6 protein-coding genes are annotated in these 6,530 nt (G+C 70.0%); 4 read left to right on the top strand and 2 right to left on the bottom strand.

The window, feature by feature from the left end; all coding sequences use genetic code 11:
• From J5X75_RS15090 to J5X75_RS15080, 3 genes are all read left to right on the top strand, one after another.
• Window positions 1-134: elongation factor 1-alpha C-terminal domain-related protein (locus tag J5X75_RS15090; protein WP_443607214.1), on the top strand; the 134-nt coding region annotated here is incomplete at its 5' end.
• A 19-nt stretch (window positions 135-153) separates the two neighbouring features.
• A complete protein-coding gene (locus J5X75_RS15085) occupies window positions 154-1,137 on the top strand; it encodes a DUF4432 family protein (RefSeq protein WP_208467987.1) in 984 nt (327 codons plus the stop codon).
• Window positions 1,138-1,275: 138 nt separating this feature from the next.
• Complete coding sequence (locus tag J5X75_RS15080) at window positions 1,276-3,546, top strand: Orn/Lys/Arg family decarboxylase (RefSeq protein ID WP_208467986.1); 2,271 nt, start codon at window positions 1,276-1,278, stop codon at window positions 3,544-3,546.
• Between the two features lie 666 nt (window positions 3,547-4,212).
• On the opposite strand, the gene J5X75_RS15075 is transcribed toward J5X75_RS15080, so the two are convergent.
• On the bottom strand, window positions 4,213-5,187 hold the full coding sequence (locus J5X75_RS15075; protein WP_372450882.1) for a GNAT family N-acetyltransferase: 975 nt from the start codon (window positions 5,185-5,187) through the stop codon (window positions 4,213-4,215).
• A gap of 100 nt (window positions 5,188-5,287) precedes the next feature.
• Here J5X75_RS15075 and J5X75_RS15070 point away from each other — a divergent pair, with 100 nt between their 5' ends.
• Entirely contained in the window at window positions 5,288-5,731 is a 444-nt protein-coding gene (locus J5X75_RS15070; RefSeq protein WP_208467984.1) for a MarR family winged helix-turn-helix transcriptional regulator, read from the top strand.
• A gap of 126 nt (window positions 5,732-5,857) precedes the next feature.
• Here the strand turns inward: J5X75_RS15070 and J5X75_RS15065 are convergent, their stop codons facing one another.
• Complete coding sequence (locus tag J5X75_RS15065) at window positions 5,858-6,319, bottom strand: hypothetical protein (protein WP_208467983.1); 462 nt, start codon at window positions 6,317-6,319, stop codon at window positions 5,858-5,860.
• Window positions 6,320-6,530 lie beyond the last annotated feature (211 nt).

The raw sequence follows: 6,530 nt of genomic DNA, 5'->3' as shown, positions 1-6,530 counted from the left end.
GGGTCAAGCTGCGCACCACCGTGCCGCTGCTGGCCGACGAGTACCGCCGCAACCGGACCACCGGTGGCTTCATCCTGATCGACGAGAGCACCAACCGCACGGTCGGCGCCGGAATGATCATCGAGGCCCGCTAGCACGGGAAGGGCACAACGAATGGACCTCATATCCGCGGCCGAGATGGTGGCACACGGACTGATCAGCAATCCCGACGCGATCGTGGAGATTCGCGAGTCCACGGGCGACCCGCACTCCGGTCCTGGTGGCCGCTCCTATCGGGTGGCGCTCGCCAGTGGTCTGGCATTCGAGGTGCTGCCGGAGCGCGGGTTCGACATCGGCTCGCTGTGGTACAGGGGATGGCCGATCGCGTGGCGCTCGTCGATTCCGGCGGCCGGGCCCGACTCGGACCCGTCCCGTGGCGGCTGGGTAGGCCGTTTCACCGGCGGCATGCTGGCCACCTGCGGGCTGGACAACATCGGCAAGCCCCGTGAGGGGCACGGTCAGCACGGCAGTCACCATCACACCAGGGCGGTGGACGTGGGCGTACGCCGTACCGATGCGCCCGGGGTGATTCTGCACGCGACGATCGCCAACTCCGCCGTCTTCGGCCGTCAGGTCTTCCTGTACCGGGAGATCGAGGCGAACGCCGACCAGCCCGCCCTCACGGTTCGTGACACCATCGTCAACAACGGCACCACCAGGGAACCGATCAGTCTGCTCTATCACATCAATTTCGGGGCCCCGTTCCTGGTCCCCGGTACCCGGGTGGACGCGAACGCCGAACGCCGGACCGCCCGGGACGACGACACCGACTGGCACAGCTTTCCGGCCCCGATCGACACCGTCGGCGAGACGGTCTGGGAGCACACCGACTTCGCCGACGAACGAGCCCTGACCACGGTGTATTCGCCCGCGCTCGCCACCCGTGCGGAGATCGCCTGGAACGCGGCCGTCCTCCCGCGCTGCTTTCAGTGGATCTATCCCTCCCGGCGTGGCTGGGCGCTCGGCATCGAACCCGCCAACGCCCCGCTGTTCGGGCCCGACCGGGACACATCCGACGCGGGCGCCACGTGGCTGGAGCCGGGGGGACGGATCGAGAGCGGATTCACCCTCACGTTTCGTACTGAGGCGCCCGGATAGTGACAGTCCTGGACGGTCACCGCGGCCGGGATGAGTGATGTCACCCGGCCCGGGGACCGGCGCCCGGTTCTCCGGCCGGAACGCGGCCCTCCTGGCTACCGTCACGGCGTCGCACCTGCCGCCGAGAGGACGTTCCCCTTGCCGTTCCCGGTCACGATCGTCACGCCCGTGGACGGGCCCGCCGGGGCGCGGCGGCCGCTGGAACTGCTGGAGGCCGCGCTCATCCGTACCGGGCTGGAGCTGCGCTGCTTCGGTGACGAGGGGCGGTACACCGAGCGGCCGGGCATGCTGGCGCACGTGGCCCGGTCCAGTTCGGCCGTCCTCTACGGGCTGCATCTGACCGTGGGCCGCTCCCCGGACGGGCCCGAGGAACCCGCCGACGTCGCCGCCATCCGCACCGCCGCCGACTTCGTGCACGCCGTCCGGGCGCACAACGACCGGGTGCCGATCCTGCTGTTCGGCGAGCAGCTGACGGCCCGCCGGATTCCGCAGTCGGTGCTGTCGCGCATCGACGGTGTCGTCAACGCCTACGAGGACACCCCCGACTTCCTGGCCCGCAAGATCCAGCGGGAGGTGAGCCACTACCTCGGCCAGTTGGCGCCGCCGTTCTTCGCGGCGCTGATGCGGTACGCGAGCGACGGCGCCTACTCCTGGCACTGCCCCGGCCACTCCGGCGGCACCGGCTTCCTGAAAAGCCCGATCGGCACGCTGTTCCACGACTTCTTCGGCGAGAACCTGTTGCGCGCCGACGTCTGCAACGCGGTCGAGGAGCTCGGACAGCTGCTCGACCACACCGGCCCGATCGCCGACAGCGAGCGCCTGGCCGCCAAGACGTTCCGCGCCGACCACCTGTTCTTCGTCACCAACGGCACCTCCACCTCGAACAAGATCGTGTGGAACTCGCTCGTCGGGCCGGGCGACATCGTCGCGGTGGACCGCAACTGCCACAAATCGGTGCTGCACGCCATCGTGCTCACCGGAGCCGTACCGATCTATCTGATGCCGACGCGGAACAAGGCCGGCGTGATCGGGCCGATTCCGCGCCGGGAATTCACCGCCGAGGCGCTGCGGGAGAAGATCGAGGCGAGCCCGCTGATCGCCGACAAGAACCGGCCGATCCGCCTGCTGGCGCTCACCCAGTCCACCTACGACGGCATCATCTACCGGGCCGACGCGATTCGGGGAATTCTCGACGGAGTCGTCGACGCCATCCATTTCGACGAGGCGTGGCTGCCGCACGCCAGCTTCCACGATCTGTACGAGGGCATGCACGGCGTCGCCAACGACCGCACCCGCACCACGAAGACCGTGGTCTATGCGACACAGTCCACCCACAAACTGCTCGCGGGCCTTTCCCAGGCGTCCCAGATCCTCGTCCAGGACAGCGCCGACGGCCGTTTCGACGAACGGGTCTTCGCCCAGGCGTACCGGATGCACACGTCCACGAGCCCGCAGTACGCCATCATCGCCAGCTGCGACGTCTCCGCCGAGATGATGGCCGGAAAGCGCGGTCCCGCACTGGTGGAGGAGACGATCACCGAGGCGATGGAATTCCGCCGCACCGTCATCCGGATCGGCGCGGAAACGCCGGACTGGTGGTTCGGTGTCTGGGGCCCGGACACCCCACCCCGCACCGGACTGCCGGAACGATCCGAATGGGAACTGACGGCGGACGCCGCCTGGCACGGATTCGACCGGGTGGACGACGGATTCGCCATGCTCGACCCGATCAAGGTCACCCTCACCACGCCCGGCCTCACCGTGCACGGCGCATTCAGCCCACCGGGAACACCGAGCATCCCCGGCGTCGTGCTGGCGCGCTATCTCGCCGAACACGGGGTGGTGGTGGAGAAGACCGGCCTGTACTCGCTGTTCGTCCTGTTCACCATCGGCATCACCAAGGGACGCTGGAACTCGCTGATCGCGGAACTGCACCGATTCAAGAGCGCCTATGCTGGAAATGCCAAGATCGAGCGGCTCATGCCGGCTTTCGCGGCCGCCTTTCCGGGGTACGCGGGAAGCGGTCTCCGCGACATCTGCGAGGCCCTGCACGCCACCTATCGCGACGCCGACCTGGCCGAACTGTCCACCACGATCTACACCGAACCGGTCGAACAGGTGACCCTGCCCACCGCCGCGTGGACCGCCATGGCAGCCGGGCGGGTGGAACACGTCCCGCTGGAGAACCTCGCCGGCCGCACCACCGCGGTGCTGCTCACGCCGTACCCGCCGGGAATCCCGCTGCTGGTCCCCGGCGAGCGCATCAGCGCGACGATCGTCCGTTTCCTGCGCCACGAGCAGATTCTGGCCAGGCGATGGCCCGGCTTCACCGGCATCACCCACGGCGTCGCCGGAGACGACGATCACCGCACCGTCGCCTGCCTCCGCGACGAGGACACCCGGCCATAGCGATTCCTTTCCGGTACGCGTGGTGCCGTCCCGTTCCTTTCGGACCGTTCCGCCCGGCCGCGCGATCTCGCTGCCTGCTCCGGCCTGTGCCGCGCCCGCCGGGCTCAGATCGGTGGCCGGGCGGGCCGGCCCAGGGGCCGCCTCACCCGCCTGCTGCCGCCCCGGGTCCAGGGGCCGCCTCACCCGCCTGCTGCCGCCCCGGGTCCAGGGGCCGCCTCACCCGCCTGCTGCCGCCGCCGGTCCAGGCGCCACCTCACCCACCTGCTGCCGCCCCCGAGCCCAGGCGCCGCCCCACCCACCTGCCGCCGCCTCACCCGGCCGACTCGACGGTGACACCCAGCCGAATGTTGGCGGTGGCGTGTCGGCGCTTGATTCGGTGAGGTTGGGCAGCCTTGGGGCCGGCCGCAGAAAGCCGGCTGGCTGTCAGTGCTTCATCAACTGAGTTGAGCCAGCGCTGGGGGCCAACCGGAGGTTCGCGGCTGGTTGTGGGTGCTTCATCAACTGGGCTGGGACGGCTCTGGGAGCCAGCCGGACCCGGTGGCCCGTGCGGTGCCGGCCGACCGGGGCGGATCGTGTGGCGCCGGCCGCCCGAGCAGGATCTCTGCCCCGGGCGGAACGCGTAGGCGTACCGGAAAGGAGGCCGGAAGCGAAGCGCGGACCTCGGCGTCAGCGCAGGGGTTTGGCCAGGGTGGTGGTGCCGTCGGGGCCGGCGGGCGGCATCGTCTGGTAGCCCTCGCTGTGGTAGAGGGCGATGTTGTGCAGGCTCTTGGCGCCGGTGAAGAGCTCGGCGCGGTGGCAGCCGGGGTCGGCGGCGGCTTCCGCGGCGCGCAGCAGCCAGCGGCCCAGGCCCTGGCCGCGGAGGTCGGGGACGACGGCGAGCCGGCCGATGTGCCAGTCGGAGCCGGAACGGCGGGCCCGCACCATGCCCAGCAGGCGGCCGTCGCGGCAGATTCCGGTGGTATGCCAGGTAGATAGCCAATCGCGGACGTCCTCGATCGACTCGTGCAGGGCCGGGATCGCCAGGCTGTCGTTGGTGAGTGCCTCGTCCACCCAGCAGCAGCGCTGCAGCACCGCCACCTCGGCGGCGTCGTTCGAGGTCAGGGTGCGCACATAGGAGCCGGGGAGTGGCCCGGGCGCCGCTGTGGAGCGTTCCCGCATCGGGCGCAGCGCGTGGGCCAGGCGGGTCAGTTCGTCCAGCAGGCCGATGGCCGCCGTGTCGCGGGCGGGGTCGGGGCGCAGGCCGTCGCCGATGCGGATCGCGACCGTGGCGCCCAGCGGGACCAGGCGCAGCGTGGTGACGACCTGCTTGGCGTGCTGCACCGAGCGGGTGCCCGCCGACGTGTGGCCGTAACTGACGAAACCGATCGGTTTCCACGCCCACTCGCGGCCGAGATAGTCCAGCGCGTTCTTCAAGGTCGCCGGCATCCCGTAGTTGTACTCGGGGGTGATCGCGATGATGCCGTCCGCCGCGTCGACGATCGCGCTCCACCGGCGGGTGTGGTCGTGCCGGTAGACGCCCGACGACGGATGGTCCTCCTCGTCGAGAAGTGGCAGTTTCAGGTCGCCGAGGGCCACCGGCGCCAGTTCGGCGCCGAGTTCCGCGGCGCGCGGGGTGATGGTCTCGATCAGCCAGTCGCTCACGGCGGGGCCGAGGGCGCCGGGGCGGGTGCTGCACGTCAGCACCAGGACGCGGATCGGTTTCGTTGACATGGAAACGAAGGTTAGATGCTAGCTTGATTACATGTCAACGAAATGGCTGAGCCCGGACGAGGAGCGGGCCTGGCGGGCGTTCCTGCGGGTGGTCGTCGCCGTCCAGACCGGCACGGCACGTGACCTGGCCGGGATCGCGCTCTCCGAACCCGATTACGAGGTGCTCAGCACCCTGTCGGAACAGCCCGATCACACCAGCACCCTGGGCCGGCAGGCCGACAAGATGGGCTGGTCACGCAGCCGCCTGTCACGGCACGCCAGCCGGATGGAGGCACGCGGCCTGCTGCGGCGCGAACCCGACCCGGCCGACGGCAGAGGTTGCCTGCTCGTGCTCACCGAGTACGGCCGGGAAACGCTTTCCGACGCCGCACCGATCCACGTCGCCTCGGTCCGGCAGCACTTCATCGACCGGCTCACCCCGGAGGACCTGCTCGCCGTCGAGCGGATCGCCCAGCGGCTGGATCAAGCCCCCTGACATGCGGCCCGCTGCCGGTCGCCCCTCGCTCGACGTGCCGGCGTCCCCGGAATCGTTCGCGGCGCGCTGGACATCCCGGCCATGCCCAGGGATGGACCCGTCCGGGCGTCCTCGACCCCCGCCGGCTCAATCCCAGGCGTTGAACACCGCGCGGCCCGTGCTCGCCGGCCGCCAGGAGCGGATCTGCATCCATTCGCCCTTGCCCAGCGCTGTCGTGTCGACGTCGCTGAGCGGCGAGTCGAGCAGTTCACGGCTCATGACGACGAAACCCGTATCGGTGTACGCCGTGGCCCATACCGGTGGATCCAAGAAGTTCCCCGGACCGTCCAGGTCGCCGGTGTCCTCCTCGACGAAGGCGATCCACGGATGTACGGCGTGGCACAGCACCACGAACCGGCCGTCCGGGGTCACGATGACCGCGCGGTGATAGTCGCGCGGATAGGCGCGTTCATGGACCTGGTCGACGGTTCCGCCGGCGCGCCGAGCGGCCTCGTGACAGCAGCCGCGGAATCTCCGCAGTGGGATCTCCGGAAGCTCCGGCTCCTTGCCGTACCGGAATCCGGTCGCTCCTCGCTCCAGTCGGAACACCGCGGCACCCTTCCTGTGTGATCCGCACCGTCTCGCCGGACACCATGGACATCGTCGAGCAAGCGGTCCGGCGCTTCACCTGTGATTCGCACCGTCTCGCCGGACCCGTGGGCATCGTCGAGCAAGCGGTCCAGCGCTTCACCTGTGATCCGCACCGTCTCGCCGGACCCGTGGGCATCGTCGAGCAAGCGGTTCGGCGCTTCACCGGCGC

The sequence above is a fragment of the Actinoplanes flavus genome (assembly GCF_017592555.1).
Classification (GTDB): Bacteria; Actinomycetota; Actinomycetes; order Mycobacteriales; family Micromonosporaceae; genus Actinoplanes; species Actinoplanes flavus.
Note: the sequence above shows the minus strand (reverse complement) of the source record. Positions and strands in the feature narration are given on the sequence as shown.

Bases quoted from the DNA above. Each gene is read 5' to 3' on its own strand.
- J5X75_RS15070 (WP_208467984.1), top strand. From the start codon at position 5,288: ATGTCAACGAAATGGCTGAGCCCGGACGAGGAGCGGGCCTGGCGGGCG.
- J5X75_RS15085 (WP_208467987.1), top strand. From the start codon at position 154: ATGGACCTCATATCCGCGGCCGAGATGGTGGCACACGGACTGATCAGC.